The organism is Kitasatospora sp. NPDC017646 (genome assembly GCF_044329365.1).
GTDB lineage: Bacteria > Actinomycetota > Actinomycetes > Streptomycetales > Streptomycetaceae > Kitasatospora.
Genome location: NZ_JBIRJC010000001.1, coordinates 165,233 through 191,521, shown reverse-complemented (window position 1 = coordinate 191,521; position 26,289 = coordinate 165,233). Strand labels below are relative to the sequence as shown.

At 74.4% G+C, this 26,289-nt stretch carries 33 protein-coding genes and 2 pseudogenes; 15 read left to right on the top strand and 20 right to left on the bottom strand.

The features are described 5' to 3' along the window. Nucleotides 1–14 precede the first annotated feature (14 nt). Genes ACH4J0_RS01125 through ACH4J0_RS01110 form a run of 4 tightly spaced genes read right to left on the bottom strand, consistent with a single transcriptional unit; the run spans nucleotide 15 to nucleotide 2,180 of the window. Nucleotides 15–326: a hypothetical protein gene (locus tag ACH4J0_RS01125; RefSeq protein ID WP_396235572.1), complete on the bottom strand. Its 312-nt coding sequence runs from the start codon at nucleotides 324–326 to the stop codon at nucleotides 15–17. Nucleotides 327–355: 29 nt separating this feature from the next. Continuing rightward, nucleotides 356–994: an endonuclease gene (locus ACH4J0_RS01120; protein WP_396235571.1), complete on the bottom strand. Its 639-nt coding sequence runs from the start codon at nucleotides 992–994 to the stop codon at nucleotides 356–358. Between the two features lie 31 nt (nucleotides 995–1,025). Then, a complete protein-coding gene (locus tag ACH4J0_RS01115) occupies nucleotides 1,026–1,259 on the bottom strand; it encodes a hypothetical protein (RefSeq protein WP_396235570.1) in 234 nt (77 codons plus the stop codon). A 33-nt stretch (nucleotides 1,260–1,292) separates the two neighbouring features. Next, nucleotides 1,293–2,180, bottom strand: coding sequence for a Rieske 2Fe-2S domain-containing protein (locus tag ACH4J0_RS01110; RefSeq protein ID WP_396235569.1), 888 nt, complete (start codon nucleotides 2,178–2,180; stop codon nucleotides 1,293–1,295). Nucleotides 2,181–2,447: 267 nt separating this feature from the next. Between ACH4J0_RS01110 and ACH4J0_RS01105 the strand changes: the two genes are divergently transcribed. Beyond that, nucleotides 2,448–2,672, top strand: a complete 225-nt coding sequence (locus tag ACH4J0_RS01105) for a DUF6480 family protein (RefSeq protein ID WP_396235568.1) — start codon at nucleotides 2,448–2,450, stop codon at nucleotides 2,670–2,672. A 28-nt stretch (nucleotides 2,673–2,700) separates the two neighbouring features. Here the strand turns inward: ACH4J0_RS01105 and ACH4J0_RS01100 are convergent, their stop codons facing one another. Further along, nucleotides 2,701–2,955 carry a hypothetical protein gene (locus ACH4J0_RS01100; RefSeq protein ID WP_396235567.1) on the bottom strand — a complete coding sequence of 85 codons (255 nt, stop codon included), beginning with the start codon at nucleotides 2,953–2,955 and terminating at the stop codon, nucleotides 2,701–2,703. A gap of 129 nt (nucleotides 2,956–3,084) precedes the next feature. Between ACH4J0_RS01100 and ACH4J0_RS01095 the strand changes: the two genes are divergently transcribed. Continuing rightward, complete coding sequence (locus ACH4J0_RS01095; RefSeq protein ID WP_396235566.1) at nucleotides 3,085–3,543, top strand: SRPBCC family protein; 459 nt, start codon at nucleotides 3,085–3,087, stop codon at nucleotides 3,541–3,543. Between the two features lie 82 nt (nucleotides 3,544–3,625). Here ACH4J0_RS01095 and ACH4J0_RS01090 read toward each other — a convergent pair whose 3' ends face one another. Next, nucleotides 3,626–4,498, bottom strand: a complete 873-nt coding sequence (locus tag ACH4J0_RS01090) for a hypothetical protein (RefSeq protein ID WP_396235565.1) — start codon at nucleotides 4,496–4,498, stop codon at nucleotides 3,626–3,628. Nucleotides 4,499–4,611: 113 nt separating this feature from the next. On the opposite strand from ACH4J0_RS01090, the gene ACH4J0_RS01085 reads away from it, so the two are divergent. Together ACH4J0_RS01085 and ACH4J0_RS01080 are read left to right on the top strand one after the other, a co-directional pair. Then, a complete protein-coding gene (locus tag ACH4J0_RS01085; RefSeq protein WP_396235564.1) occupies nucleotides 4,612–5,052 on the top strand; it encodes a hypothetical protein in 441 nt (146 codons plus the stop codon). Nucleotides 5,053–5,539: 487 nt separating this feature from the next. After that, the gene (locus tag ACH4J0_RS01080) at nucleotides 5,540–6,106 is read left to right on the top strand and encodes a type 1 glutamine amidotransferase domain-containing protein (protein ID WP_396235563.1); all 567 of its coding nucleotides are present in this window, start codon (nucleotides 5,540–5,542) and stop codon (nucleotides 6,104–6,106) included. A 197-nt stretch (nucleotides 6,107–6,303) separates the two neighbouring features. Here ACH4J0_RS01080 and ACH4J0_RS01075 read toward each other — a convergent pair whose 3' ends face one another. The 3 genes from ACH4J0_RS01075 to ACH4J0_RS01065 form a co-directional block, all read right to left on the bottom strand. After that, the gene (locus ACH4J0_RS01075; protein WP_396235562.1) at nucleotides 6,304–7,005 is read right to left on the bottom strand and encodes an HAD-IIIA family hydrolase; all 702 of its coding nucleotides are present in this window, start codon (nucleotides 7,003–7,005) and stop codon (nucleotides 6,304–6,306) included. A gap of 163 nt (nucleotides 7,006–7,168) precedes the next feature. Then, nucleotides 7,169–7,669: a hemerythrin domain-containing protein gene (locus ACH4J0_RS01070; protein WP_396235561.1), complete on the bottom strand. Its 501-nt coding sequence runs from the start codon at nucleotides 7,667–7,669 to the stop codon at nucleotides 7,169–7,171. Between the two features lie 203 nt (nucleotides 7,670–7,872). Beyond that, a complete protein-coding gene (locus ACH4J0_RS01065; RefSeq protein ID WP_396235560.1) occupies nucleotides 7,873–8,310 on the bottom strand; it encodes a DUF6098 family protein in 438 nt (145 codons plus the stop codon). 219 nt (nucleotides 8,311–8,529) lie between these two features. Here ACH4J0_RS01065 and ACH4J0_RS01060 point away from each other — a divergent pair, with 219 nt between their 5' ends. The 5 genes and pseudogenes from ACH4J0_RS01060 (at nucleotide 8,530) to ACH4J0_RS01040 (ending at nucleotide 10,942) form a co-directional block, all read left to right on the top strand. Further along, the gene (locus ACH4J0_RS01060; protein ID WP_396235559.1) at nucleotides 8,530–9,036 is read left to right on the top strand and encodes a hemerythrin domain-containing protein; all 507 of its coding nucleotides are present in this window, start codon (nucleotides 8,530–8,532) and stop codon (nucleotides 9,034–9,036) included. Between the two features lie 54 nt (nucleotides 9,037–9,090). Then, nucleotides 9,091–9,651: a hemerythrin domain-containing protein gene (locus ACH4J0_RS01055; protein WP_396235558.1), complete on the top strand. Its 561-nt coding sequence runs from the start codon at nucleotides 9,091–9,093 to the stop codon at nucleotides 9,649–9,651. Nucleotides 9,652–10,051: 400 nt separating this feature from the next. Further along, nucleotides 10,052–10,285: pseudogene (locus tag ACH4J0_RS01050) on the top strand (molybdopterin-dependent oxidoreductase); the annotation flags it as partial. Further along, nucleotides 10,279–10,566 (top strand): annotated as a pseudogene (locus ACH4J0_RS01045) (hypothetical protein); the annotation flags it as partial. The pseudogenes ACH4J0_RS01050 and ACH4J0_RS01045, both read left to right, overlap by 7 nt. Nucleotides 10,567–10,651: 85 nt before the next feature. After that, nucleotides 10,652–10,942, top strand: coding sequence for a helix-turn-helix transcriptional regulator (locus ACH4J0_RS01040; protein WP_396235557.1), 291 nt, complete (start codon nucleotides 10,652–10,654; stop codon nucleotides 10,940–10,942). 54 nt (nucleotides 10,943–10,996) lie between these two features. Here the strand turns inward: ACH4J0_RS01040 and ACH4J0_RS01035 are convergent, their stop codons facing one another. Continuing rightward, the gene (locus ACH4J0_RS01035; protein WP_396235556.1) at nucleotides 10,997–11,152 is read right to left on the bottom strand and encodes a DUF1360 domain-containing protein; all 156 of its coding nucleotides are present in this window, start codon (nucleotides 11,150–11,152) and stop codon (nucleotides 10,997–10,999) included. On the opposite strand from ACH4J0_RS01035, the gene ACH4J0_RS01030 reads away from it, so the two are divergent. Then, nucleotides 11,142–11,348, top strand: coding sequence for a hypothetical protein (locus tag ACH4J0_RS01030; protein ID WP_396235555.1), 207 nt, complete (start codon nucleotides 11,142–11,144; stop codon nucleotides 11,346–11,348). The two genes, ACH4J0_RS01035 and ACH4J0_RS01030, sit on opposite strands and share 11 nt — an antisense overlap. 46 nt (nucleotides 11,349–11,394) lie before the next feature. On the opposite strand, the gene ACH4J0_RS01025 is transcribed toward ACH4J0_RS01030, so the two are convergent. Then, complete coding sequence (locus tag ACH4J0_RS01025) at nucleotides 11,395–11,553, bottom strand: hydrophobic protein (protein ID WP_396235554.1); 159 nt, start codon at nucleotides 11,551–11,553, stop codon at nucleotides 11,395–11,397. A gap of 132 nt (nucleotides 11,554–11,685) precedes the next feature. Here ACH4J0_RS01025 and ACH4J0_RS01020 point away from each other — a divergent pair, with 132 nt between their 5' ends. Beyond that, nucleotides 11,686–12,705, top strand: coding sequence for a homoserine dehydrogenase (locus tag ACH4J0_RS01020; RefSeq protein ID WP_396235553.1), 1,020 nt, complete (start codon nucleotides 11,686–11,688; stop codon nucleotides 12,703–12,705). 27 nt (nucleotides 12,706–12,732) lie between these two features. Here the strand turns inward: ACH4J0_RS01020 and ACH4J0_RS01015 are convergent, their stop codons facing one another. After that, the gene (locus ACH4J0_RS01015) at nucleotides 12,733–12,999 is read right to left on the bottom strand and encodes a hypothetical protein (protein WP_396235552.1); all 267 of its coding nucleotides are present in this window, start codon (nucleotides 12,997–12,999) and stop codon (nucleotides 12,733–12,735) included. A 49-nt stretch (nucleotides 13,000–13,048) separates the two neighbouring features. After that, the gene (locus ACH4J0_RS01010; protein ID WP_396235551.1) at nucleotides 13,049–13,414 is read right to left on the bottom strand and encodes a DUF488 domain-containing protein; all 366 of its coding nucleotides are present in this window, start codon (nucleotides 13,412–13,414) and stop codon (nucleotides 13,049–13,051) included. Between the two features lie 191 nt (nucleotides 13,415–13,605). Here ACH4J0_RS01010 and ctaD point away from each other — a divergent pair, with 191 nt between their 5' ends. After that, nucleotides 13,606–15,309 carry a cytochrome c oxidase subunit I gene (ctaD, locus tag ACH4J0_RS01005; protein WP_396235550.1) on the top strand — a complete coding sequence of 568 codons (1,704 nt, stop codon included), beginning with the start codon at nucleotides 13,606–13,608 and terminating at the stop codon, nucleotides 15,307–15,309. Beyond that, nucleotides 15,306–15,707, top strand: a complete 402-nt coding sequence (locus ACH4J0_RS01000) for a cytochrome c oxidase subunit 4 (protein WP_396235549.1) — start codon at nucleotides 15,306–15,308, stop codon at nucleotides 15,705–15,707. The genes ctaD and ACH4J0_RS01000 overlap by 4 nt, the downstream gene beginning before the upstream one ends. On the opposite strand, the gene ACH4J0_RS00995 is transcribed toward ACH4J0_RS01000, so the two are convergent. From ACH4J0_RS00995 to ACH4J0_RS00980, 4 genes are all read right to left on the bottom strand, one after another. Next, nucleotides 15,667–17,394: a cytochrome bc complex cytochrome b subunit gene (locus tag ACH4J0_RS00995; RefSeq protein WP_396235927.1), complete on the bottom strand. Its 1,728-nt coding sequence runs from the start codon at nucleotides 17,392–17,394 to the stop codon at nucleotides 15,667–15,669. The genes ACH4J0_RS01000 and ACH4J0_RS00995 overlap by 41 nt on opposite strands. Before the next feature lie 222 nt (nucleotides 17,395–17,616). Continuing rightward, the gene (locus tag ACH4J0_RS00990; protein ID WP_396235548.1) at nucleotides 17,617–18,090 is read right to left on the bottom strand and encodes a nucleoside deaminase; all 474 of its coding nucleotides are present in this window, start codon (nucleotides 18,088–18,090) and stop codon (nucleotides 17,617–17,619) included. Nucleotides 18,091–18,159: 69 nt separating this feature from the next. Beyond that, the gene (locus ACH4J0_RS00985; RefSeq protein ID WP_396235547.1) at nucleotides 18,160–21,726 is read right to left on the bottom strand and encodes a hydantoinase B/oxoprolinase family protein; all 3,567 of its coding nucleotides are present in this window, start codon (nucleotides 21,724–21,726) and stop codon (nucleotides 18,160–18,162) included. Between the two features lie 14 nt (nucleotides 21,727–21,740). Then, nucleotides 21,741–22,337, bottom strand: coding sequence for a hypothetical protein (locus ACH4J0_RS00980; protein ID WP_396235546.1), 597 nt, complete (start codon nucleotides 22,335–22,337; stop codon nucleotides 21,741–21,743). A 324-nt stretch (nucleotides 22,338–22,661) separates the two neighbouring features. Here ACH4J0_RS00980 and ACH4J0_RS00975 point away from each other — a divergent pair, with 324 nt between their 5' ends. Beyond that, nucleotides 22,662–22,856 carry a DUF2795 domain-containing protein gene (locus tag ACH4J0_RS00975; protein WP_396235545.1) on the top strand — a complete coding sequence of 65 codons (195 nt, stop codon included), beginning with the start codon at nucleotides 22,662–22,664 and terminating at the stop codon, nucleotides 22,854–22,856. A 162-nt stretch (nucleotides 22,857–23,018) separates the two neighbouring features. Here the strand turns inward: ACH4J0_RS00975 and ligD are convergent, their stop codons facing one another. Together ligD and ACH4J0_RS00965 are read right to left on the bottom strand one after the other, a co-directional pair. Then, nucleotides 23,019–23,927, bottom strand: coding sequence for a non-homologous end-joining DNA ligase (gene ligD / locus ACH4J0_RS00970; RefSeq protein ID WP_396235544.1), 909 nt, complete (start codon nucleotides 23,925–23,927; stop codon nucleotides 23,019–23,021). Between the two features lie 19 nt (nucleotides 23,928–23,946). After that, on the bottom strand, nucleotides 23,947–24,576 hold the full coding sequence (locus ACH4J0_RS00965) for a DNA polymerase ligase N-terminal domain-containing protein (protein WP_396235543.1): 630 nt from the start codon (nucleotides 24,574–24,576) through the stop codon (nucleotides 23,947–23,949). A gap of 172 nt (nucleotides 24,577–24,748) precedes the next feature. Between ACH4J0_RS00965 and ACH4J0_RS00960 the strand changes: the two genes are divergently transcribed. Then, nucleotides 24,749–25,072 (top strand): hypothetical protein, encoded by a 324-nt coding sequence (locus ACH4J0_RS00960; RefSeq protein ID WP_396235542.1) that lies wholly within the window; start codon nucleotides 24,749–24,751, stop codon nucleotides 25,070–25,072. On the opposite strand, the gene ACH4J0_RS00955 is transcribed toward ACH4J0_RS00960, so the two are convergent. Beyond that, a complete protein-coding gene (locus ACH4J0_RS00955) occupies nucleotides 24,974–26,140 on the bottom strand; it encodes an AI-2E family transporter (protein WP_396235541.1) in 1,167 nt (388 codons plus the stop codon). The genes ACH4J0_RS00960 and ACH4J0_RS00955 overlap by 99 nt on opposite strands. Nucleotides 26,141–26,289: the final 149 nt, after the last annotated feature.

Genomic DNA, 26,289 nt, shown 5'->3' with positions numbered 1-26,289 from the left:
TGCCGCTGCCAGGCCTACCAGTTCACCGGCGATCCGGCGGCGACCGACCCGGCGTGCCGGCTCTCGCCGCACCACCATCTGGTCTCGGACCCGGCCCCGGTCGAGACGGCGGCCCCGGTGCCCCGGCGCTTCCGCTGGGGACCCGCCCGGGCCACCGGGAAAGGAGCAGGTGTGAAGGTCAGGGTCCTCGGGGCCGCCACCGGCGGCGGCCTGCCGCAGTGGAACTGCGGCTGCGCCGAGTGCACCGCCGCCCGCCGCAGCGGCACCGCGCACAGCCAGGACTGCCTGGCGGTCAGCGGCGACGGCCGGGCCTGGTACCTGGTCAACGCCTCCCCGGACCTGCGGACCCGGGAGCTCAAGCGGCCCGGAGTTCCGCCAGTGCGTCCTTCGACAGGCCGACCCGGACCAGGGCGGCGGCAAGTCGGGCGTGCTCCTCCGGCGGGACGAGGCCGCCCAGGCCGCGGGGCGTGTGCGGCAGGCCGAGGTCCTCGGCGGCCGCACACGCCCGCTCGTCGAAGAACGGGCGCAGCCACGGCCACACCGCCTGGACCTCCCGGCAGAAGATGTCCGCGCCGACCGGGCCGATCCGCGGCACCTCCCGCAGCAGCTCCCGCAGCGCGTCCGGATCGCCGTCGGCCTCGTCGCCCAGCCTGCGCAGGTCGCCGTGCCAGCGGTCGAGCAGCAGCTGCGCCCCTTCGCCGAGCGCGGTCGCGGTGCTCTCGTCGTACCGCACGTAGTGGGCCCGGCCCAGGGCGTCCACCCGGTCCTGCCAGCCGGAGGCGGCCATCGCGCGCGGCGTGCGGTACCCGGCGGCGGACAGCTCCCGGGCGGCCTCGATGGCGGTCCCGGCGCTGATCCGGATCGAGCACAGGACGGTCATGACCAGCAGCCGGTACAGCGGCGAGGGCTTGTCGTGCAGCGTGATGCCGGCTTCCTCGGCGTACGTCCGGCCGTGCTCGGCGAGCAGCCGGGTGGTGATCGTGTCGACCGTCATGGCGTCGGCGCCTCCGTCGGATGGGTGGCCGTCAGGAACGGGCGAGCAGCGCCCGGTAGACGCCGCGGTGGCACATCGCCGGCCACTGGCGCTCGGCGGCGCGCCGCGCCAGGTCGGCCCGGTGGACGGTCCGGGTGGCGTGGGCGGCGCGCACCGCCCCGACGAGCGTGTGCCCCGCGGGGACGGCCGCGACCCGGATCCCGGTGCGGCAGCGGCGTTCCGGCCCTGCGGGGACGGGCGGGAGATCGGGGATGACGGCGGTCATGGCTCCTCCTGGAGCGCGGCCGGTGACGGTAGGTCAGCCGGCGCCGGGCAGCCGGACCTCCAGGTGCCCCGAGAGCACCCGGGTCTCCAGCACGGGCTGCGGCGCGGTGGCGGGGCCGCCGGCCACCTCGCCGTCCCGCAGCCGGAACTCGCTGCCGTGCCAGGGGCAGCGCAGGCAGCCGTCGACGACGGTGCCCTCCGAGAGCGGGCCGGAAAGGTGGGCGCAGCGCTCCGCGAGCACGTGGCAGCCGTCCCCGTCGCGGACCACGACCACGGAGAGCTCGCCGGCCTGGCGGCGGACCGGTCGGCCGACGGGGAAGTCCTCGACCGGGCCGAGCGCGGCCCAGTCCGGCGGCGCCAGCCTGGGCACGGCGGCGGCCCGGTCGGGTCCGGCGGCCTGCCGGTAGGCCAGGTGCCCGCCGAGCACGCCGCCGGCCATCACGGCGGCCATCCCGGCCATGCCGAGCAGCCGGCCGCGGCCGCGGTGCCCCCGGCAGCGGGCCAGCAGCGAACCGGAGTACAGCAGCACGCCGCCGGTGTTGGCGAGCGCGTGCACCAGCCCGGTGCGCCGCCGGGGCGGGTCGAGCTTGGCCCAGTCCACCCAGCCCGCGAGTGCGGCGGGCCCGGCGGCCAGCAGGCCCGCCGCCACCAGGGCGTCGGCCGATCGGTGCCGGCCCGGGGCGAGGTCCAGAAGTCCCGCCGACATCCAGCAGCCGATCGGCAGCTGGACCAGGGCCGGGTGCAGCGGGTGGCCCAGCCAGACCCCGTGCAGGGCGTCGCGGTAGGAGCCCAGCGGAAGGGCCTGGACGGCGTCGGCGAGCGGCTGGGCCGGGGCGTCCAGCACGTCCCAGTGCGCCGGTGCCTCCAGGGCGCGGCGCAGCAGACGGGACCACTGGTGGGTGTGGAGAGCTGAGGTGTCCATATCGGGCGGCTAGCCGAACCCGGCCCGGCCAAACCCACCTCGGCGGCAGGGCCCGCCGCTCCCCGCGGGAACGGGCCCAGCGGCTGGGCACCGACCTGGACGGAGTGGTCCGCCGGATCATGGCGGAAGGCCGGTAACGGTCAGGAGCCCCGGCCGGCGGAACCGGGCCGGCGGAACCGGGCCGGGTTTCCCGGGGCGGCGGTGTTTTCGATCGGCGGCCCGGGGCAGCCGCCGGGTGTCGGAGCCGCTGCCACCTGGGACGACACCATGACCTCTCCCGATCCAGAACCCGACCGCACCCCGGCGCTGGACGAACACGGCGCACTGCCCGGCGGGGACACCCCGCCGGCCGAGGGCGGAATCTCCGGCATCTCCCACCCGGAGCCCGTGGAAGTGCGCCGGGCCTGGGGGCCCTGGCCGGCCGTCCTGATCGTGCTGCTGGCCGTGGCGGTCTCCGCCATGCTGGTCGGCATGCTCGTCGTGCTGGCCTGAAGCCCCCTCCGGCCCGCCCGGCCCGCGGTCAGCGATCGCCGGCCGCGAGCGCCTCGCGGACGGTCACCAGACAGGGATCGCAGTACCGGTCCGGCACCTCCGTGCCGGTGCCGTCCGCGGCCGGGACCACCCGCTGGGACGGTTCGAGGAACCGCCCGCACAGTGACGCCGTCACGTCGTCCTTCGCCACCACGTGCCACACCACGGCGGGCGGCGTCACCGCCGGGTCGTGCTCGGCCCACATCTCGTACACGGCGACCTCCGGGTCTCGTGGCTCGGTCACCCCATGCAAACCCGGGACACCGGGCTCGGCCACCGGGCCGGGCCCGGTGGGATGGTTACGCCGCTCGGAGACGGGCACACGCGGGATCGGCCGGGACGGACCCGGCCGGGCGACACGAGGAGGCCCCAGATGAGCATGGTGAAGGAGTCCGTGGACGTCGACGTCCCGCTGCACGCCGCCTACAACCAGTGGACGCTGTTCGAGGAGTTCCCCCGCTTCATGGAGGGCGTCGACGCGGTGACCCAGCTGGACGACCGCCACAACCACTGGCGCACCAGCATCGGAGGGGTCAGCCGGGAGTTCGACACCGAGATCGTCGACCAGCAGCCCGACGAGCGGATCGCCTGGCGGACCGTGGACGGCGATGTGGAGCAGAAGGGCGTGGTCACCTTCCAGCGACTGGACGACCTGCACACTCGTGTCAACATGGCCATCGACTTCCGGCCCGAGGGCATGGCCGAGAAGACCGCGGACGTGCTGGGCGTGGTCGACCGGCGGGTGAAGGGGGACCTGAAGCGCTTCAAGGAGTTCATCGAGGAGCGCGGCCGGGCGGAGGGCGGCTGGCGCGGCCGGATCAGCCCGGGCTGATCCCCTCCGCCGGTGCGCTCCGCCGGTGCGGCCCCCTCCCGGGAGACCTCCCGGGAGGGGGCCGCACCCGTGCGGTGGGCCATCAGCTCTCGGTCGGCCGCTCGCCCTCCGCGTCCTCGCCGCCGGTCGTGCCCTCCACGGACTCCGGCGTCTCGACGCCCGGCTGATCGGTACGGTCCTCCGCCCACGCCGCGTCGGTTTCCGGGGCGGTCGGATCGGGCTCGGGCGCGCCGCCGTCGGAGCGGATCCGCACCGCCTCCTCCTCGGCCGACAGGCCCGCCGTGTCACCGGGGGCGTCGCCCCGCAGGTCGGTGTGCCGGTCCGGGAGGTCCAGCCGGCCGGCGGCGTCCTCCGGCTCGTCCGCCACGGCCGTCCGCTCGTCAATCTCCGGCTCCTCCTGGGCGAGCCGGGCCTCCAGGGACTCTCCCTCGGCCTGTTCGGCCCCGGTGGTGCCGTGGGACTCGGCGGCCACCGGGGTGTCCCCGGGGACGGCCGGGATCTGCGGGTCCTGCGACCACTCGCGGGACGGGGAGCCGTCCTGGAGGTCGGGGATGCCCTCGTCCTCGGGCTCGGCGCCCGGATCGTGGTGGCCGCGCTCGGGCTCCGGCAGCGGTTCGTCCGTCTCCGGCACCGGGTCCCCGGCGCCCGCCGGGTCGGCCCGACTCGTTCCGGTGGGCGGATCGTCCGAGGGCGGCGGCTCGACCGAGGTCGGCTGCCGGCGCGTCGGTCCCGCGTACTCCTCACCCGGCTGGACGCCCGGCACAGGGCCCTCGGCGATCTCCGGCTGCTGCTCGGCGCTCCCGGCCACGTTCGGCGTCCCGCCCTTGCCGGTCGGCGACGTGCGGCGCTCGGGGCCCTCGCCCCGCTCCTCGGCGGGCTGCGTCCCCGCGGTGTCCGCCGGCCCGATCGCGCCGCCCATGTCGTGCAGCGGCCGTTCGTGTGGCGATCCGTTCATGGTGTTCCTCCCTGCCGTGTGCGGCCCGATCGACCGGACCGCTGACGCGTCTACCCGGCCGCCGCCGCGCGTACCGGCCGGTTTGCCGGGCCGATGCGGGGTAGGCGCGCGGCATGGAGGACTTCGGACCCCCGGCGGACGACTCGGCCGCCGACGACACGGAAGCGTTCGACCTGTGCGACCTGTGCGGCCAGGTCGTCGCCGCCCCGGACCTGCTCAGCGCCCTGGTGCCGGACTCCTCCGCGCTGCACCCCAGTGATCCGGAGCTGGACGGCAGACGGGTGCTCACCGCCTGCACGGTGGAGCACCTGGCCGAGCTCGTCGAGCACTACCGGGACCGTCCGTTCGTCCCCGAGGAGCAGTGGGCCGGCAAGGTCTGCCGGACGCTCGCCGAGCAGGAGGAGCCCGTTCCGCTCAGCCAGGTCGCGCAGCTGAGCGGTCTGTCCGTGCAGCAGGCGGCGCAGGGCGTGGAGTGGCACAACGCCCGCGCCCGCGAGTGGCAGGCCCGCTACGGCGACCGGGCGGCAGCCGACCACGACGACGACGAGCCGTGACGCGGCGGGACCGCGCAACCACCCCATCGAACCCGGAGGATGGAACACCACCACCGCCCTCCCGCTGGGCCGTCCGGTCCGCGCGGAGCCGCCGGACTGACCGCCGGTCCGACGGCCCGACAGCCGCCCGATGAGCCGCCGGCTGATCCCGAGGTCGCGCCCGGGACCAGCCGGTGACGGCTGTGCGAGGACCACCCGCGTCTCACGGCTCGGCCGACTCCGTCGCCCGGGGGTCCGGGTTTTCGTCGGGCCGTTCCTGGTCCTCCTCCAGGCCCGCCGCAGGCGCGTCGGGGCCCGGGGCGCGGGGACGCGGCGGACCACCGCCTCCAGCGTTCCGGTGCGGGATCCTTCGGCCCGCCGGTGCCGCGCGGCTACCCGGAACGGACACCGGCGATCCGGCATGGCCGCGCCGATGACGGGTACCCGCCGACATCCGGGGGGCGCGGTCCGCCGCGCCCGACGATACCGAAGCCGCCAAGGAGGAGCGATGACCCACCACACCAAGGTCCTGGCGATCGTGACGAACTACGGTGTCGAACAGGACGAACTCCTCGTCCCCCTGCGGCACCTGCGCGAGAACGACGTCCAGGTCGACATCGCGGCCCCGCACCGGGACGACATCCAGACCCTGGTGGGAGACAAGGACCCGGGCGAGACCGTGCGCCCGACCCACACCCTCGACGAGGTCGAACCCTCCGGCTACGACCTGCTGCTCATCCCCGGCGGCACGATCAACGCGGACACCCTGCGGCTGCGCCAGGAGGCGGTGGCCCTGGTGCTCGCCTTCACCACCTCCGGCCGGCCCGTCGCCGCCATCTGCCACGGCCCGTGGATGCTGGCCGAGGCGGGCGTCGCCTACGGCAAGCGGCTCACCTCCTACCCCTCCCTGCGCACCGACCTCGCCAACGCCGGTGCGACCTGGGCCGACGAGGCGCTGGTCACCGACGACGCCAACGGCTGGCGGCTGGTCACCTCCCGCAACCCGGACGACCTCGACCACTTCCTCCGGGGCATCGACTCCGCCCTGAGCGCCCGCACCGGAGCCGCCGCCTGACCGGCGCCCCACCGGCCCGGGCCACGGCGAAGGCCCGTACGGGCGCCGCCTGGTCCGGCACCGTACGGGCCTTCGCGGCGCCGGTCACCCGCGGCGCCGGTCACCCGCGGCGCCGGTCACCGCGACGGGAAGCGGTCGCGACGGGAGGCGGTGGGGCTCCACCGTCCTGGCGAGAGCGGCCAGCGGAACCACGGCGTTCACGCGCCGGAGTTCCCCGTGGAGCGACGGAGTTCTGTTGGTCGGTGCCGCAGCAGGAGGTAGGCCGCCTCGGCCGGTCCTTCGGCAGCCGGGCAGGCCGTCGGCGTACAGGACCGGTACGGGGCGACCGTCGGCCGGGTCGCGTCCGGGACCCGGATGGCGTGGGCGCCGGCCGCGAGCGCGGCGGCGATCACGTTCTCCCCGCAGCCGATCACCGTGACACGGGAGGGCGGCAGGCCGAGCGCCCGGCAGGCGGCGGTCACCAGACCGGGTGCGGGCATGTGGCAGGAGCAGGTGTCGTGCGACCCGTGCGGGCACACCGCCCACACGTCGATCGGACCCAGCAGCGCCTCGGCCCGGGCCTGGACCGTCTCGACCTGCCCGCGCCCGAGGAGCCCGCGGGCCACACCCGGCTGGTTGCTCAGTACGCCGACCGCGAAGCCCGCCGCGCGCAGCGCCGCGAGCGCGGCCCGGACGCCCGCCGTCGGGTGGACCATGGCGGGGTCGCCGTTGCAGGCGACGTTCTGGAGGAGAGTGCCGTCGCGGCCGAACAGCACGGCGCCCGTCGGCCCGTCGGCCGTCGCTCCGCCGACCCTCGCCGCCTCGGGGCGGGCGGAGAGCCAGGGTCCGGTCCGGCCCGGGGGCTCGGCGGTCGGGCGGGGCTGCGGGACGGTCGGTACGGGTTCTCCTAGGTAGGCCATACCCCTGCGGGTTGCCGCCGCCGGGACGGGCAAACAGCCCACGGACGGATCGGTACGGGCCGGGCTCAGGGCGAGTGCCGCCCGGTCGTGTCGTCCGGCGAGTCGGTCGCGCAGGACGGTGGTCGCCCCAGTGCCCGGCGGAAGCCCCCGGACCGTGGAGCCCTCAGACCGTGGAGCCCGCAGGCCCCGTGGAACCCGCGGGCACCGGCGGGCCCGCCCGGGGCTCCCCCAGGCGGCGCTCGCACCGCCGCAGCTCGTCCGGCCGGGCGCGGGACCGGAGGGCGGGGAGGAGTTGCTCCTCCTCGCCGCGCAGGTGGGTGCGGAGCACCAGGAGCAGCACGGCGGTGGCCCGGCGGCGCCCGGCGACGGACAGGCGGCGGTCGTCGGTTCGGTCCAGCAGTCGGCGGATCGACGCGTGGGTCCGGCCGGCGGCGTCCGCGAGGGCCCGTCCCCCCGGCAGGCACCGGCGTGCCAGCGGGTAGAGGTGCTCCTCCTCCGTCGCCAGGTGGGGCAGGAGGAGGCGCCGCAGCGCGCTGAGCAGCCGCAGGTCCTCGTCGTCGGTGGCCCCGTCGCGGGCCCGGACGCCGTCCAGCTGTCGCAGCAGCGCCTCGATGGCCCGGTGCTGGGCGAACAGCCCGCTCGGGAACCCTTCGGCGGCGTTCATGGGGCCCTCCGTTCAACGGCGGGTGGGAAGCGCTTGAACGCAGGCGTCTGCCCGGTCCCGGCCCGGACAACCCCGTTGGGGCGTCCGGGCCGGGACCGGGCGGTCGGAGGGTCCAGCCGGTCGTGACCCGGAGCGCGGCCGGTGTGCCCGGCGGGTACGGGGGTGAGGATCCGGGTGGTGATCCGCCCGGCGGTCCGGACGGCTCAGCCGGTGGAGTCCCGCCCGGGGGCGAAGCGCTCGTGGTAGCGGCGCACCGCCTCGTCCAGGACGTTCCGCCCCAGCCAGGCGAGCGGCAGCGGATCGGCGATCAGCGGCTCGTGGTCCGGTCCCGCGCCGACCACCCGGCCGGTCAGCACCCACGGCCGACGTTGCGGGCAACTCTCCGCCAGGTCCGCGTACTTCATCACCCTGCGGGCGACCCAGTCGGCGGCGGGCCGCGGCCACCAGGGCTCGGGACGCAGCGGGGTCACCGACAGGCCGGGCAGGGGGACGTCCGCCTCGTAGTCGCGGCTGAGGGCCCCGTCCTCGGCGGGTCCCTCGGAGTACCGCAGGTAGACGTCCAGGTCGCCGGTGGCGAGCGAGGTCAGCAGGGCCAGGTCGTCGATCAGGCCCATGCCGTCCTCGCCGCTTGCCCCGTGCATCGCCTGCCCTGCCTCGGTGACGTCGGCCGTCCCGGTCGTCGATCCGGAACCGGGACGTACCGGGCGGCTGCCCGGGATGGACAGCGGCAATCCTGCCGACGGCCGGCCAGCGACCCGGCGGCGTTCGCGCTGGTCACGGTCCATGGGAGGCGGCGTTTGACCACGGACCGCCCGGGGACACGCCGGACCGTGGGGGAATTGTCGAGGAGGAGGCCAGCGATGTCGAACGATGCCATCGTCCTGCTGCGGGAGGACCACAAGGAGGTCCGCCGCCTGTTCCGCGAGTACCGGGGGCTCGCCGACGGCGACGGCGACGACGGAGCGCGGCGCAGGACGGTCCAGCGCATCGTCGAGGAGCTGACCGTCCACACCTACCTGGAGGACGAACTGGTCTACCCCAGGATCCGCCAGGAGCTGCCCGGGATGGCCGAGGAGATGGACCGCGCCGAGCAGGAGCACCACGTCGCCGACCTGCTCTGCGAGGAACTCAGCCGAATGTCCCCGGACGACGACGGCTACGACGCCAAGACCGCCGTCCTGATCGACTCCGTCGAGCGGCACATCGAGCACGAGGAGGAGGACTGGTTCCCGAAGGTGCGGGCCGCGCTGGGCCGCACCGAACTGCGGGAGCTGGGCGAGCGGATGCAGGCCGTGCGCGAGACCGCGCCGCGCCACCCCACGGCCGGCGGCATGCTGCACCGCATCGCCGACGCGCTGGAGGGCTGATTCGGACCGGCCGCGGCAGCGAGCACGACCCGCAACGCCCAGGAAAGTAGTCCCGTGCAGCACGACGAAGACCTGCTGGACCAGCTCACCGCGGACCACCAGGCCGTGCTGGTCCGCTTCAGCGAACTCAGCGGTCTGCCCAGCGGGGACCGGCGGCGCAAGGAGCTGGCCGATCTGGTGACCGACCAGCTGGTGCGCCACACCCGCGCCGAGGAGCAGCACCTCTACCCGCTCGCCCGCGACCGGCTGGCCGACGGCCCGGCCGTGGTGGAGCGCGAACTCGCCGACCACCGCGCGGTGGAGGCCCTGCTCGGTGAACTGCGCCCGACCCGGGCCGGCGGGCCGCGCTTCGACCGCCTGGTCGCGCAGCTGGCCGAGGAGGTCACCCGGCACGCCGCCGAGGAGGAGAACCGGCTGTTCCCGGCCGTACGGGCGGTCACCACCGAGGACGAGCTGCGCCTCCTGGCCGCCCGCGCCCGCGAGACCAAGGAGGACTCATCCGGCCGGCCCCGCCACCAGCCCCCGGCCGAGCGCCCCGCCGACCGGCTGCCGCCGCCCGAACGCCCGCTGATGGAACGGCTGCGGGACTTCCTGACCCCGGGCGGACCGCGCTGACCGCGCCGCACCCGGGGAGGACGATGAGACCGGCCCGGCGCCCCCGCCCGGACGTTTCGCCCCGGTGCTCCCGGGCAGCCGAGCGGTGACCCGCGGACGACCGTCGGCGGGCCCGGAGGGAGTTGAGGACCATGGGACACGGCGGAAACGCCATCGCCGAGTTGACGACTGATCACCGCCAGGTGAAGAGGCTGTTCGGCGAGGTCTGGGCGCTGCCTCCGGGCGCCCCGCGACGCCGTGGGCTCGTGGACGGGGAGCGGAACCCGTTCCCCGCGCCGGAACGCGCCGGCTCGCCCGACGAGCTGAGCGAACTCGGCGACCAGGTCCGGCGCGCGAAGAAGCCTGCGCCGGCCCGGACGCACCCCTGCGCCCCGGACACCCCGCCCGGGAACAAGCTGCCCTGTTCGCCTGGAAGGCCAACCACGCCGCCGACCGGCTCACCCGCCCGCTGGTGCGCCAGGACGACCGTCTGGTCGAGACCGACTGGGACACCGCGATGAGCGCGGTCGTCGCCCGCTCGAAGCATCTGCTGCGTGAGCGCGGGCCGGGCTCGATCGGCTTCTACACCAGCGGTCAGCTCTTCCTGGAGGAGTACTACACCCTGACGGTGCTCGCCCGGGCCGGCACGAGAACCCCACCGGGGGCCCGGTCGACCACCTGCGGGAGAGGGCCGCGACGGCGCTCGGCCGCCGCCACGAACCCGGCCTGCTCCTGCTGCACGACCTGCGGGACCGCCACATCGCCGCCACCCGGAACTCCCTCCACTGGGAGATGCTCGCCCAGGTCGTGCAGGCCACCCACGACGCGTCGCTGCGCGCCCTCGCCGACGCCTGCCACCCACAGACCCTGCGACAGACGCGGTGGACCAACACCCTGGTGAAGACCCTCTCCCCGCAACTGCTCAGCAGCCTCTGACCGGAGGAACCCCCATGCCCGCACCCCCTTTCCGCACCGCCCCCGCACCTCCCCGGGGCCGGCGCACCGGCCGTAGGCCGACCCCATGACGGACCGGCCGGCGGGCCTCGGGTGGACCTTCCTCACCAACCACGCCCGCGTACTGGTGCAGATCGCCCGGGACCCCGGTATCCGGGTGCGGGACATCGCCGCGCGCTGCCTGCTCACCGAACGGGCGGTGCAGCGGATCATCGTCGACCTCGAAACGGCCGGCTACCTCACCCGCGAACGCCAGGGGCGGGTCAACCGCTACCGGGTGATCGCGGGAAAGCAGCTGAGGCATCCGGCCGACGCGGGGCCCACCCTCGCGGAGCTGCTGGAAGCGCTGCTGCGCTGACGGCGCCGGGGCGGGCGGGCCGAGGGCGGGCGGGCCGGGGGCGGGCGGGCGGGGTCAGTCGGTGGCCTGCTGGAGGGCGGCCCGGACGAAGTGCAGCAGGTCGGCGACCGTGAGCGCGGTCAGCCCGGAGCAGACGAGCCTGGTCGCCCCGGGCGCGATCACCTGGGCGCCCGTCAGGCCCGTCGCGATCCACAGGCCGGTGCACCGCACTGGCGGTGAGCAGCACGTCCCACGGGCCGGGCGCTGGCAGCGGCCGCCCGGTGCGACGGGCGGCCGCGGCGAGCAGGCCGGTGCCGCCGAGGTGGACGGCCATCGCGGTGAGGTACCCGCCGATCGGCTGCTCGCCGTCCGGCTCGTAGGCGCGTCGCTCGTCGCGCAGGGCGGTTTCGACGGCGTCACCCGGTGATCGGGGGCCGGTCACGGCGGGCCCCGCCGGACGCGCGGACCTGCGGTCACCAGCGGTACCACCGGCTGCCGCCACGGCGGCCGAACACGAAACCGAGCAGCCACAGCACCAGTACGGCGAGCGCGATCCACCACAGGGCGTGCACGATGAAGCCCACCCCGCCCAGGATGATCGCCAGCAACAGGATGAGAACGAGGAGAATCATGGGATTCGGCCCCTCTCGTGGGGAGCGGATCGTTACGAATCCGGCGTGTGCCCGCTCCGGCCCGGTCCATTCGCGGACGGCGGTTCCGCTCCGTGCCCGGAAGGGCCGGTAGCCCCGGGCTATCCTGCCGGAATGCCTTCACCAGATGCCGGAACCGACCCGGCGGTCGTACTGTCGGGCTACGGTCCCGTCGGCCGTGCCTACGCGGAGCGACTACTGACCCAGGGCGAGGGGGTCGCGCGCGACCACGGCGTCCGGCCGAGGCTCGCGGCCGTACGCGTCGGCTCCGCGCAGACGCTGCTCTCCGACGGCGAGCCCGTTCCGGCGCGTACGGCGTGGGCCCCGCTGACGTCCCTGGAGCGGACCCTCGACCGGACCGGCGCACGGGTGCTGGTCCAGGCGCTCCCTTCCTCCCCGCAGGCACGGCAACAGGCCGCCGAGGAAGCCGTGCTCGCGCTGGGCCGAGGGGTCCACGTCGTCACCGCCGCCAAGAGCCACCTGCTGAGCCACTGGAAGGAGCTCGGCGAGGCCGCACGGGCGGGCGGAAGCCTGATCAGGATCTCCGGAGCCACCGGCGCCGCCCTTCCGGCCGCGGACCTGGCACGCACCGGAGTGCGCGGCCTCGGCTGCCGCTCGGTCCGGGCGTGCCCCAACGGCACCGCCACCTTCGTGCTCGACCGCCTGGCGGCGGGCGACGCCCTCGACCAGGCGGTGCGCGAGGCCCAGCGCCGCGGCATCGCCGAGGCCGACCCCACGGCCGACCTCTCGGGCAGCGACGCCGCCACCAAGGTGCGGCTGCTCGCCGCCCTGCTGTGGGGCTGGGAGCCCTCGGCCGTCCGCGTCAGCACCGAGGCCGTGGACGCGCGGACGGGCCGGGCGGCGGTGGCCGCGGCCGCCCGGGGGCACCGGCTGCGGGCCGTGGCGAGCGCGAGCGCGGACCGTCCGCTCGTGGTCGAGGTGCGTCTGGAGCAGACCGCGCCGGGCGACCCGCTGCACGCGCTCACCGGCCCGGAGAAGGCGGTCGTCTACGGCTGCCCCGACGCCGGGGACATCACGGTCAGCGGCGGCCGGTCCAGCCCGCTCGGCGCGGCGCTCGCGCTGCTGCGGGACACCCTCGACGTGACGGCGCCCCACAGGTACGGCTTCGCCTGAGGCCCGAGGGGGCGGCCCGGCCGGGCCCTACGGCGCCCGCAGGGCCGTCTCGCAGGCGAGGCAGCGCCGGTCGGCCAGGGCGGGCGGGTACCAGGGCTCGCCCGGGCGGGTGGGCCGGTAGTGGGAGTGCTCCATCGGATCGGTGTCCAGGCCGCACAGGGTGCGGGGGAGCGGATCCTCGGGCACGTCCGGGTCGCCGCCCGCCGCGTGCACCGCGAACACCACCGGCTCCACGCCGTCCGGCCCCAGGGCCTCGTCCTGCTCCAGTTCGAACAGGACGACGATCGCCGTCATGTCGTTCCGCCCGTCCGTGTCCCGGCCGCCGTCCGACGGACCCCGCCGGTCACCGCTTCTTCTTCGCCAGCCACTCGGCGAGCACGGCGGCCTGGCTGTGGTCGACGTCCTTGGTGGCGGTCAGCAGGGTGAGCCTGTCGTGGGCGGCGAGCTCGCGCAGGTGGCCGGCGGCCTCCTGGTGGTCGTCGTCGTGCAGCTCCGTGAGGTAGCGGCGGCGGAACTCGGTGAAGCGCTCCGGGTCGTGGCCGTACCACTGGCGCAGTTCGGTGGACGGGGCGACGTCGCGCAGCCACTCGTCCAGGTGGGCGTCCTCCTTCTTCATCCCGCGCGGCCAGACGCGGTCCACCAGCACCCGCTGCCCGTCCTGCGGAGAGGAGTCCTCGTAGATCCGCCGGTAGGTGATCTTCGCGGCCATGACGGGATCCTCTCGGTTGCGCGGTGCGGCGGGAGGCGGCGGGCGCCCCACACCAGCGTGTGCCCGGATCGGGCGGATCCGCACACCGGCGGCGGTCCGCGCCCGGCGCTGCCGCGTGGCACCCGGGCGCACCGGCCGGGCGCCGCTAGGGTCCCGCCGGGGGGTGTCATCGGCTCCATCGCGGAGGTTCCATGAGTGCGTCCGACACCGCCGCGCCGCCGCGCACCCAGGTCAGGGTGCGGCGGGGCAGCAGGTTGCTGCGCTGGCTGTTCACCACCGATCACAAGGTGATCGGCAACCTCTACCTGGTGACGGCCTTCGGGTTCTTCCTGCTGGGGGGCCTGATGGCGCTGCTGATGCGGACGCAGTTGCTGGGCCCCCACACCGGTTTCCTGTCGAACGAGCAGTACAACCAGATGTTCACCATGCACGGCACGATCATGCTGCTGCTGTTCGCCACCCCGACCTTCGCGGGCTTCGCCAACGCGATCATGCCGCTGCAGATCGGCGCCCCCGACGTGGCCTTCCCCCGGCTGAACGCCTTCACCTACTGGGCCTTCCTGCTGGGCGGGCTGATCGTGCTGAGCGGGTTCCTCACCACGGGCGGGGCCCCCGCCTTCGGCTGGTTCGCCTACGCGCCGCTGAACGGGCCGGCGCACTCGCCGGGGACGGGCGGGGACCTGTGGGCGCTCGGCCTGGTGGTGGCCGGGCTCGGGACGATCCTGGGCTCGGTCAACTTCATCACCACCATCACCTGCCTGCGGGCCCCGGGCATGACGCTGTTCCGGATGCCGATCTTCACCTGGAACGTGCTGTTCACCTCGATCATGGTGCTGCTGGCCTTCCCGGTGCTCACCGCCGCCCTGCTGCTGCTGGAGGCGGACCGCAAGTTCGGCGCCCACGTCTTCGACCCGGCCAACGGCGGGGCGCTGCTGTGGCAGCACCTGTTCTGGTTCTTCGGCCACCCGGAGGTGTACATCGTCGCGGTGCCGTTCTTCGGCATCGTCACCGAGATCATCCCGGTCTTCAGCCGCAAGCCGGTGTTCGGCTACTACGGGATGATCGGCGCGACCATCGCCATCACCGCGCTGTCGATGTCGGTGTGGGCCCACCACATGTTCGCCACCGGGCAGGTGCTGCTGCCGTTCTTCTCGATGATGTCCTTCCTCATCGCGGTGCCCACCGGGGTCAAGTTCTTCAACTGGATCGGGACCATGTGGAACGGCTCGCTGTCCTTCGAGACCCCGATGCTGTGGTCGATCGGGTTCCTGGTGACCTTCCTGTTCGGCGGCCTGAGCGGGGTGCTGCTGGCCGCGCCGCCGATCGACTTCCACGTCACCGACAGCTACTTCGTGGTGGCCCACCTCCACTACGTCCTGTTCGGGACGGTCGTGTTCGCGACCTTCGGGGGCTTCTACTTCTGGTGGCCGAAGATCACCGGGAAGCTGCTCGACGAGCGGCTCGGCAAGGTGCAGTTCTGGATCCTGTTCGTCGGGTTCCAGACCACCTTCCTGGTGATGCACTGGCTGGGCGCCCAGGGCATGCCCCGGCGCTACGCGACGTACCTGGCCGCGGACGGCTTCACCACGCTCAACGTGGTCGCCTCGATCGGCGCCCTCCTGCTCGGCGTCTCCAACCTGCCGTTCTTCTACAACGTCTGGATCACCACCCGGCACGGCACCCCGGTCGGGCAGGACGACCCGTGGGGCTGGGGCCGCTCACTCGAATGGGCCACCTCCTGTCCGCCGCCGCAGCACAACTTCCTGGTCCTGCCCCGGATCCGCTCCGAGTCGCCGGCCTTCGACCTGCACCACCCGGAGGCGCCGCCGGAACAGTCGTCGAGCGACTCCGAACAGCACCGGGGCGGCCGGAGCGGACAGGAGGAGGGGCGATGAAGGCCGAGGGGTGGCTGTTCACCGTGATGACGGTGTTCTTCGCGGGGACCGGGCTCGTCTACGGGCTCTGGGCCCGGGAGCCGGCCGGAAAGGCGATCCTGACGGTGGCGTTCCTGATGTCGGGACTGGTCGCGCTGTTCTGGTTCGTCCAGCACCAGCGCAAGGGCGGCGGACGGCCCGAGGACCGCAAGGAAGCCGAGATCGTGGAGAGCGCAGGGCCGAAGGGCTTCTTCCCGCCACGCAGCGGCTACCCGGTGCTCACGGCGGTGGGCCTGGCGGTCTTCGCGCTGGGCCTGGTGTACGCCCTGTGGCTGATCGTCTGCGGGACCGTCCTGCTCGCCTTCGCCGTGTTCGGCTTCATCTTCCAGTACCACGACCGCGGCGACGACGGGGCCTGAGCCACCGGAACAGCCGGCCCAGCGGCCCGCGTCCCCGGACGGTCGCGGGCCGCTCGGCGGTCGGCTGCGGGGGGTGCACCGGATCGGTGAGGACGGCCGTGACGGCGCGGGACTCCTGCTCGGTGGCGGGCAGTTCGACCCGGTCGCCGTGGTACCAGGAGCCGAGCGCCGCCCGGACCAGCTCGGTGCGCGGTGCCCCGGGCAGCGGCTCGTCCGGCCGTGGCGCGTCCCTGACCAGCATCGCGTACCGTTCGGCCGCCGGGACCGGCCGGTGGTGGCCGTCGAAGCCGCCCTCGATCGACTGGTCGATCCGGCCGGTCTCGTCACCCTCCAGCAGCCGGCTGCGGTCGCGGGCCTGGAGGGCCAGGCACAGCCGGCGGGTCGCCATGAAGGCGAGCGGCGGTGCCAGGAAGAACGCCGCCCGCAGCCCCCAGGTCAGCGAGTTGACCGAGACGCCGAAGTAGTAGGCGATCACGTCGTTGCCGCCGGCGATGAGCAGCACCGTGTAGAAGGTCACCCCGGCCGCCCCCAGGCCGGTGCGGACGGGCTTGTTGCGCGGCCGGTCGCACAGGTGGTGCTCGCCGCTGCCCGGGGTCAGCCAGCGCTCCACGAAGGGGTAGGCGTACAGCCCCGCGAACAGCAGCCCGGGCAGCACCAGCGCGGGCAGCAAGGCGTTCCAGGAGACGGTGTGCCCGAGCACCCCGGTCTCGACGGCCGGCATCAGCCGCAGGGCGCCCTCGATGAACCCGATGTACCAGTCGGGCTGGGCGCCCGCCCCGACGATGTCGGGGCGGTAGGCGCTGTAGCGCCAGATCGGGTTGATCTCCGCGAGCAGCGCGGACAGCGCCAGGACGCCGCCCACGGTGAACGCCAGGCCGGTGGTTCGGGTCAGGAACTGGGGGAAGAACGGGTGCCCCACCACGTTCCGGTTGGTGCGGCCCGGCTCCGCCCACTGGGTGTGCTTGAGCACCACCACCAGCGTCAGGTGGAGGCCGATCAGTGCCAGCAGCAGCCCGGGCACCAGGAGGATGTGCACGGTGAACAGCCGCGGGATGATCGCGTGCCCGGGGAACTCGCCGCCGAAGACGAAGAAGCTGAGGTAGGTGCCGACCACCGGCACGGACAGCAGGACGCCCTCGGCGATCCTGAGCCCGGTGCCGGACAGGGTGTCGTCCGGCAGCGAGTAGCCGGAGAACCCCTCCAGCAGGGCGAGGGCGAACATCGTCACCCCGATCATCCAGTTGAGCTCGCGCGGGCGGCGGAAGGCACCGGTGAAGAACACCCGCAGCAGGTGCACGCAGATCGAGGCGGTGAACAGCAGGGCGGCCCAGTGGTGGATCTGACGGATCAGCAGGCCGCCGCGCACCTCGAAGCTGATCCGCAGGGTCGAGGCGTAGGCCTCGGACATCCGCACCCCGCGCAGCGGTAGGTAGGGCCCGCGGTAGTCGAGCTCGGTCGCGCTCGGGATGAAGAAGAAGGTGAGGAAGACCCCGGTCAACAGCAGGAAGACGAAGCTGTACAGCGCCAGCTCGCCCAGCAGGAACGACCAGTGGTCGGGGAACACCTTGCGGAGCAGCTCCTTGCCCGCCTCCGACAGCGGGAGCCGCCCGTCGACGGCGCGCACGGCGCGCTCACCGCGCGTCGGCCCGGGCGGGTTCGTCCCCGCCCGCTCCTCGCGGTCCGGCATGCCGTCCGGAGACGGGTCGTGGCCCAGATTTCCGTCCATAGCGGGCAACCTAGTGCGAAACGCCCCGTCCGGGTGCGCAGGCCGTCACGATCCTCCCTCCGAGCGAGGAGTGGAGCACCCCATCGGAGCAATCCGGCGGAGCCCGGGCAGGCGGAGCCCGGGCAGGCGGTGGCCGACGGTCCGGGCCGGACCGTCGGCCGGGGTGCCGCGCCGGATGCCCGGCTACCCCCAGTAGCCCACGTGCACGGCGGAGGCCTCCTCGAAGAGGTACGGCCCGGACACCTCCACCGTGTTGCCGCCGGCCGCGAAGACCGTGCGGCACGGCAGTTCGAGCACCGGCTCGTCCGGGTCCACGCCCGCGATGGCGTTCAGCTCGGTCGCGGCGAGGGCGTAGACGACCCGGCGGATGCCGCTCCAGTAGATCGCCCCGGCGCACATCGCGCAGGGCTCGGTGCTGGAGTAGAGGGTGGCCTCGGCGAGCTGGTGCGGGGCCAGGGTGCGGGAGGCCTGGCGGACCAGGTTGGTCTCCGCGTGGGCGGTGACGTCGTGGTCCGTCAGCACGGTGTTCTCGGCCGTGAGCAGGACGGTCCCGGCGGGGTCGGTGAGCAGCGCGCCGAAGGGGTGGTTGCCGTGGGCGCGGGCGGAGGCGCCGAGCTCGATGGCGGCGAGCAGGTAGTCGGGGGAGTGGTCGGCCATGACGGGGTCTCCTCGGGGCGGTGCAGGTCGTGGCGTTAAACGTATAACGTCACGAAGGTCGGATGGTGGTCAGCAGCTGCCGTAGCCTCCTCCGCCGGGGGTGCGGATCTCCAGGGCGTCCCCCGCTCCGACGTCGGCGCTGCCGCAGCCCGGCAGGTCCTCGACGCCGCCGTCGGCGCGCAGGATCCGGTTCTCGCCGAGGCCGCCGGGCGAGCCGCCGTCCAGGCCGTACGGGGGGACGCGGCGGTGGCCGGAGAGCAGGCTGACCGTCATCGGTTCGCGGAAGCGCAGCCGGCGCAACGCGCCGTCGCCGCCGTGCCAGCGGCCCGTGCCGCCGCTGCCGGGACGGACGGTGAACTCCTCGACCAGGACGGGCAGTCGCCACTCCAGGACCTCGGGGTCGGTGAGGCGGGAGTTGGTCATGTGGGTCTGGACGACGTCGGCGCCGTGGAAACCCGGCCCGGCGCCCGAGCCGGAGGCGACGGTCTCGTAGTACTGGTGGTGCTCGTTGCCGAAGCTCAGGTTGTTCATCGTGCCGGAGCCCTCCGCCTGGACGCCGAGCGCGGCGTAGAGCGCGCCGGTGATGGCCTGGGAGGTCTCGACGTTGCCCGCGGCGACCGCGGCGGGGTGGGTCGGGGCGAGCATCGAGCCGGGCGGGACGACGATCCGCAGCGGGCGCAGGCAGCCGTCGTTGAGCGGGATGTCGTCCTCGACGAGGGTGCGGAAGACGTACAGGACGGCGGCGGTGACCACGGCGGAGGGGGCGTTGAGATTGCTCCCGAGCTGGGGCGAGGTGCCGGTGAAGTCGATGGTGGCGCTGCGGTCCTCACGGTCCACCCGGACCTCGACCGCGATCACGGCGCCGGAGTCGGTCTCGTAGCGGTACGAGCCGTCGCGCAGGCCGTCGATGGCGCGGCGCACCGCCTGCTCGGCGTTGTCCTGGACGTGCCGCATGTAGGCCTGGACGACATCGAGCCCGAAGTGCTCGATCATCGCGTTGACCTCGTCGACGCCCTTGCGGTTGGCGGCGATCTGGGCGCGCAGGTCGGCGAGGTTGGTGTCCGGGTCGCGGGAGGGGTACCGCGCGCCGGTGAGCAGCCGGAGGGTCTCCGCCTCGCGCAGCCGGCCGTCCGCCACCAGCGGCCAGTCGTCGAAGAGCACGCCCTCCTCCTCGATCTCGCGACTGGCGGCGGGCATCGAGCCGGGGGTGATGCCGCCGATCTCGGCGTGGTGGCCGCGGGAGGCGACGAAGAAGAGGACCTCCTCCCCGGCGGCGTCGAACACCGGGGTGACCACGGTGACGTCGGGCAGGTGGGTGCCGCCGTGGTACGGGTCGTTGACCGCGTAGGTGTCGCCGGGGCGCAGGTCGGGGCCGCGGCGGCGGATCACCTCCTTGACGGTGGTGCCCATCGACCCGAGGTGCACCGGGATGTGCGGCGCGTTGGCGACGAGGTTGCCGTCCGGGTCGAACAGCGCACAGGAGAAGTCCAGCCGCTCCTTGATGTTGACCGACTGGGCGGTGGACTCCAGCCGGGCGCCCATCTGTTGGGCGATCGCCATGAAGAGGTTGTTGAAGACCTCCAGCAGGACGGGGTCGGCGGTGGTGGTGACGGCCTCCTCGGTCCGGGCCTCGACGTGCTCGACCAGCAGGTGCCCGGTCTGCGTCACGGTCGCCCGCCAGCCGTCGTCCACGACGGTGGTGGCGTTGGCCTCGGCGATCACCGCCGGGCCGTGCACGGTGGACCCGGGGCGCATGGACTCCCGCTCCAGCAGCGGGACCCGGCGCCGTTCGCCTCCGGTGTACAGCGGGACGGTCAGGGGCTCGTCCTCGGTCGCGGGGGTGGCGGAGAGGGCGCCGAGCTCCGGCTGCTCGGTGAGGCCGGTGCCCTCGACGGCGAGGGCCTCGACTACCAGCGGGCGGTCCATCAGGAAGGAGTAGGTGGCCCGGTGCCGCTGCTCGAACTCGGCGCGCATGTCGGCCGGTTCCCCCAGCCGGACGCCGATCGCGGTGTCGGTTCCCTGGTAGCGCAGCCGGGCCCGGTGGGTCAGCCGGATCCGCTCCCTCGGGATGCCCTGGTCGAGCAGCCGGTCGGTCGCTCCGGCGGCCAGCTCGTCGGCCCGCTCCCTCACGGTGGCCATCTCGCCCTCGGCCAGCGGCCGTTCGACGGCGTGCTCGCGCAGCACGGTGGTGTCGGCCAGGCCGATACCGAGGGCGGACAGCACACCGGCCATCGGCGGGACCAGCACGGTCCGGATGCCCAGCGCCTCGGCCACCGGGCAGGCGAGCTGGCCGCCCGCGCCGCCGAAGGTGGTCAGCGCGTAGCGGGTGACGTCATGGCCCTGCTGGACGGAGATGCGCTTGATCGCGTTGGCGATGTTGCCGACCGCGATCCGCAGGAAGCCCTCGGCCACCTCCTCGGCCGATCGGTCGCCGATCTTCCCCGCCAGCTCGGTGAACTGACGCTGCGTCAGCTCACGGTCGAGCGGCCGGTCGCCGTCCGGGCCGAAGACGTGCGGGAAGTGCTCGGCCTGGATCCGGCCCAGCAGCAGATTGGCGTCGGTGACGGTCAGCGGCCCGCCGCCGCGGTAGCAGGCCGGCCCGGGGTCCGCGCCGGCCGAGTCCGGCCCCACCCGCAGGCGTTCGCCGTCGAAGCGCAGGACGGAGCCGCCGCCCGCCGCGACGGTGTGGATGGCCAGCATGGGCGCCCGCAGCCGTACCCCGGCGACCCGGGTGGTGACCACCCGCTCGTACTCGCCGGCGAAGTGCGACACGTCGGTGGAGGTGCCGCCCATGTCGAAGCCGATCACCCGGTCGTACCCGGCCAGTCGGGACATCCGCACCATGCCGACGATGCCGCCCGCCGGACCGGAGAGGATCGCGTCCTTGCCGCGGAAGTGCCCGGCCTCGGCCAGGCCGCCGTTGGACTGCATGAACATCAGCCGCACGCCGGCGAGTCGGTCCGCCACCCGGCGGACGTAGCGGCGCAGCCCCGGGTCGAGGTAGGCGTCGACCACGGCGGTGTCCCCGCGCGGTACCAGCTTCATGAGCGGGCTGGCCTCGCTGGACAACGACACCTGGTCGAAGCCGAGTCGCTCGGCGAGGCGCCCGATCTCACGTTCGTGCCCGGGGTGGAGGTAGCTGTGCAGGCAGACCACGGCGACGGAGCGGATGCCGTCCGCCAGACAGCCGCGCAGCTCCTCGGCGAGCCGGTCCAGGTCGGGTGGGCGCAGCACCTCGCCGTCGGCGGTGATCCGCTCGTCCACCTCGACCACCCGGGCGTACAGCGGTTCGGGCAGGGTGATCTCGCGGGCGAAGATCTGCGGCCGGTCCTGGTAGCCGATCCGCAGCGCGTCCGCGAAGCCGCGGGTGATGCACAGGGCGGTCGGCTCGCCGGTGCGCTCCAGCAGGGCGTTGGTGGCCACCGTCGTCCCCATCCGGACCGAGTCGACGTCCCTCCCGAGGTCGGCGTCGGGCGGCAGGAGGGCGCGGATGCCGGCCACGGCGGGGTCGCGGTAGCGGGCCGGGTCGTGCGAGAGCAGTTTGTGGGTCAGCAGCCGGCCGTCCGGGGCCAGCGCCACCACGTCGGTGAAGGTGCCGCCGCGGTCCACCCAGAACTGCCAGCCCCTGGAAGCCATGACCGGGTCCCTCCTCAGTCCGCGGCGTGCGCGAACAGCGCCGCGTGGCGGGCGATCGCCCCGGCGTGGTCGGCGCACTGCTGGTAGCAGCAGGCCAGCAGCACCAGGTCGGAGGCGTCCACCGGGTCCGTGGCGTCCTCGTGCAGCAGCAGCTCGTAGAGCAGCCGCTGCCGTCGGCCGACCTCCGGCAGCTCGGTGAGCACGTGGGTGACGCCCTCGGGTGCGCCGGCCTCCAGTGCGTGGGTCGCCCGCGCCACCAGGTCCAGCGAGGTCTCCGCGAGTCCGCGCAGCGGGCCCAGCAGCCGATCGCCGTACGGCTCCCGCTCCTGCCGCGCCCAGGCCGCCTCCAGCAGCCGCTGCACCAGCTGCCCGAGCGACTCCACCTCGCACCCGACGTGGACGCCGACGACCACCCCGGGCCGCCCGCCGAGTGCGGTGGCGGCGTCCTCCTCGATCCTGGCGTGCAGTTCGGCCAGGGCCGTCTCGGCGGCCGTGATCGCGTGGTGGTCGGCGGCCGGGTCCGTCAGCACGGCGGTGGCGCCGCGCAGGGCGCAGTGCGCCAGGCGGACGAGATCGGCCAGCTCGCCGACCAGAGCGCGGTAGCCGGACATCCTCCTCACCTCCCGCCCCCTCGACCAGTGTCTCCCCGCCGCCGCGCCGCCGCCCCGGCGGGGGCGGTGACGACCGGCGACGCCACCGGGTGAGCGCGCCCACCCGGTTTTGGACACGTACGGCTCAGTATTCGTCACCCACGGGTGCGGACGCGCCGAGCAGGGCGCACGGTTTCCCTGGGAGAAGGAGTTCTCCCAGGTCGTACGGTCGGCCTCCAGCCCGCCGGGTTGCGGCTGGTGCCGGTGACGCACCGCGCACATGACCGACGACCCCCGGGTACGCGCCCGGGCTCCGCAAACACAAACCACCGAAGGAGACGGCTGATGAGCCGGATCAAGCCCACCGATGTCCAGAAGGCCCTGAAGGGCGTCAGCTACCCCGCCGACCGCGACGAACTCGTCGAGCGCGCGCGCTCGAACGGGGCTGACGAATCCCTCGTGGACCAGATCTCCGACCTGGACCGGGACAGCTTCGAGGGCCCCGACGAGGTCAACAACGCACTGTTCCGCCAGAGCTGACCACTGTGCGGTAGCTGACCACTGTACGGTGGCCGGAGGCCCGGGAACCCCCCGGGCCTCCGGTTCGTCCTGTCTGTGCCGCATCCGTGCCGCATCCGTGCCGGTCTCTCCCTGGAGGAGCTCGGCCGGCGCGCCCAAGCCCCACGAGCTGACGCGGTCGGCTCAGCGGTCCAGGGCGGCCGGACGGCGTCGGGCGGCGCCCAGCGAGCGGCCGCGGGGCAGAGGCTGCCAGGGGTCGTTCGCAGCGAGCTCGTCGGCGTCGGCGAGGGTCCAGCGGCGGGCCGTGAGCGACGGGTCCTCGACGTCGGCCCAGGTGACCGGCGCGGCGACGGGGGCGCCCGGCAGGGCCCGTACGGCGTAGGGGGCGACGGCGGTCTGGGCGTAGGCGTTGCGCTGGGTGTCGAGGTAGAGACGGCCGCGGCGGGCGGCCTTGCGGGCGGCGGTGGTGAGGCGGTCCGGATGGCGGGCGGCCAGCACCCCGGCGAGGTCACGCGCGAAGGCGCGGACCTCGTCGAAGGGCGCCCGGCGGTCCAGCGGGACGAGGACGTGCAGACCGCGCGAGCCGGTGGTCATCGCGAGGGCGGGAAGGTCGAGTTCGTCCTCCAGCAGCGCGCGCAGCAGCAGCGCGGCCTCGCGCACCGCGGCGAAGTCGGTGCCCGGCGGGTCGAGGTCGAGAACCAGGCGGTCCGGGTGGTCGGGACGGTCGCTGCGCGAGAGGAAGCGGTGCAGGGTGGTGCAGGCCTGGTCGGCGAGGTAGACCAGGGTGGCCGTGTCCTCGCAGACGGCGTACGTCACCGTGCCGCCCTCCTTGGGCAGTTCGACCCGGCGCACCCAGTCCGGGAAGTGCTCCGGAACGTCCTTCTGGTAGAAGCCGCGGTTCTCGATGCCGTCGGGGTGGCGTTCGAGCATGAGCGGCCGGCCCCGCAGTTGCGGGAGCATGCGGGCGGCGACGGACCGGTGGTAGCGGGCGAGGTCGGCCTTGGTGAGGCCGTCCTCGGGGAACAGCACCTTGTCCGGGCGGTCCACCGGCACGGTGCGGCGGCCGGCCCGGATGTTCACGGCGGCGGTCATCCCGGGCTCCCGGGGGGTGTCAGGGCATCGCCCCGGCCGCGACCTGGCGCAGGGTGTGGCCGGAGCGGGCGGAGCGGGCGCGGTACGGGTCGGGCGTGCCCTGGGCGGACGCGCCGGCGTCGGCCCGCTTGACCAGCAGCCAGGCCTCCCGGCTGCCGCTGCCGCGCTGGGACGTGTCGCGGCCGGTGCGGATCCGGGTGAGCGCGTAGCCGCCGTGCAGCTTGTGGCCGTCGAGCCGGAAGGAGGCGTGGCCGCGGTCGAGCGCCTCGGCGAACGGCACCGGGCGGCCGTCGCGGTCGGTGGTCAGGTTGCGGAAGGTGCCCTCGTCCCAGACGATCACCGCGCCCGCACCGTACTCGCCCTCCGGGATGACGCCCTCGAAGGTGCGGTACTCCAGCGGGTGGTCCTCGGTGGGGGTGGCCAGGCGCTTGTCGTGCGGGTCGGTGGACGGGCCCTTCGGCACGGCCCAGGACTTCAGCACGCCGTCGGCCTCCAGCCGGAAGTCGAAGTGCAGGGTGCCGGCGTCGTGGATCTGCACCACGAAGCGCGGCTGCTCACCAGGCGGGCCGGTCCTTCCGCCCCGGGGCTCCGCCGTCCGGGTGAAGTCCCGCCGGCGGTGGTAGCGGTCGAGAGCTTCCTTGGCAGCCATCGCGTCCTCCCAACGGATGCGGTTCCGACGCGAAGCGGCTACCCCGGGCGCCGGTTCTCACCCGCCGGCCGCCGGCACCCACGCCTCCCGCACATCACGGGGGCCGGACGGTACGGGCCCGGACGTTACGGGGGCCGCCCGCCGGGCAGCCGTCTGGTGGGAGGTGGCGCGGATGGACGGGCCGGGGCTCTCCGGGCGCGAACTGCGGATCCTCACGGAGATCGAGAACCAGCTGCGGGTGGACCGCCGTATGGACCGCGCCCTGCGCACCATGCGGCGCGGCCCCCGCTGGCTGGCGGGGCGGATGCTGCGGGCGGCCGCCCGGGTGCCGGCCTTCGTGTTCTCGGCGCTGGGGGCGCTCTCCGCGGCCCTGCTGCTGGTCAGTGTCACCGCGCACTCACCCGCCGTGCTGGCCGGATCCTCCCTGGTCTGGGCGGGATCGATCACGCTGGGGACGGCGCGGGTGGTGGCCCACCGCCGGGGCATCGCCCCGTGATCCGTGCCTGCGCGGCTTCTCCGGCGGGTCGTGGTCCCGCAGCTCGCTGATCACCGCCCAGGCCACCGACACCACCGGCACGGCGACCACCGCGCCCAGCACCCCGGCCAGCACGGCGCCGCCGATCACCGACAGCGCCACCGCCACCGGGTGGATGCGCACCGACCAGCCCAGCACCAGCGGGTGCAGCAGATGCCCCTCGATCTGGCCGATGACCACGATCAGCGCGAGCACCAGCAGCGCGATCACCGGCCCCCGCGCCGCCAGCGCCACCAGCGCCGCGACCGCCAGCGCGATCGGGGAGCCGATCAGCGGCACCAGCGCAGCGACGAACTCCAGCACCATCAGCGGCAGCACCAGCGGCACCCGCAGGATGGCCAGGGCGATGCCGACCAGCACGGCGTTGGTCGCCGCCACGATCAGCACCCCGCGGGTGTAGCCGGCGAAGGTGTGCCAGGCGACCCGCCCGGCCCGGCTCAGGACCGGGCGCGCCTCGGCCGGGAGCTGGCGCTGCGTCCAGCCCCACATCCGGTCGCCGGAGTGCAGGAAGAACACCGAGCAGAACACCGCCAGGGCCAGCCCGGTCGCCATCTCCACGGCCGTGCTGGCCCCGCTGAGCGCGGTGGTCAGCAGGGCCGAGCGGTGTGCCGAGATGATCGCCCCGATCTTCGCCCGTAGGTCCGTGACGGTGCCGGGCCGCAGGTGGAAGGGGGCGCGGGTGAGCCAGTGGTCGATCCGGCCCAGACCGCCGCGCAGCTCGTTGCCGAGCCCGTTCCACTCGTCGGCGACGTTCGTCCCGACCAGCGCCAGGACGCCGCCGACGAGCGCGATCGCGCAGACGAAGGCCAGCAGTACGGCGAGCGGGCGGGGCATCACCCGGTTCAGCAGGTCGACCAGTGGGCGCAGCACGGAGGTGATCACCAGTGCCAGGAACACCGCGATCACCGGCACCTGGAGCCTGCCCAGGACGGCGACGGCCAGGTAGGCGGCCACGCCGATCAGCCCCAGCCGCCAGACGTACCCGGCGGTGGTGCGCAGCCCGGCCGGAACGTGTTCCCGGGGCGCCACCGGACGCGTTCGGCGCAGCGCCACCCGGGGCGGACGGCTGCCGAGCGGCCGGGGGCGACGGCCCGGTCGTCCCGGGCCGTTCACGCCCACGGGCCGGCCCCCGGGCGTCGACCGGGCCGGACGGGCGGAACCGGCAGCGGCGACCGCAC